This window comes from Adlercreutzia sp. DFI.6.23 (assembly GCF_024462535.1).
GTDB classification, from domain to species: Bacteria; Actinomycetota; Coriobacteriia; order Coriobacteriales; family Eggerthellaceae; genus Adlercreutzia; species Adlercreutzia rubneri.
The window spans coordinates 1-304 of sequence record NZ_JANGBP010000447.1 but is presented as its reverse complement, the minus strand read 5'-3'; the positions used below and the strand labels follow the sequence as shown (position 1 = coordinate 304).

The 304-nt window shown below is 64.1% G+C and carries 1 protein-coding gene; it reads left to right on the top strand.

All coding sequences use genetic code 11. From position 1 onward, the window contains the following. Positions 1-115: 115 nt before the first annotated feature. A partial coding sequence (locus NE591_RS14075) for a hypothetical protein (protein ID WP_256156954.1) occupies positions 116-304 on the top strand: 189 nt, incomplete at its 3' end.

The window sequence follows — 304 nt, the reverse complement described above, 5'->3', positions numbered from 1 at the left end:
GGGAAGTCGGGGCCGGGCATGGCGGTGAGCAGGTCCTCCGTCGTGCAATCCGGGTTATCGATCATGAGGCAGGTGGCGTCGATGGCCTCGCCCAGGTTGTGGGGCGGGATGTTGGATGAACGAGGGTTTCCAGAGAGACGCCCTCGACCTCGGCGTTGGCGATGGCGCCGCCGCCGGCAACGTTGGTAGCGCAGGAGCAGGCCATCACGTAGGAGGTCGCTTCCTCCACTTCTCCGGTCTTCTGTACAACATCGTCTCCTACGGCGTGAACCCCGAGACCGAGACCATCGACTACGACGAGCTC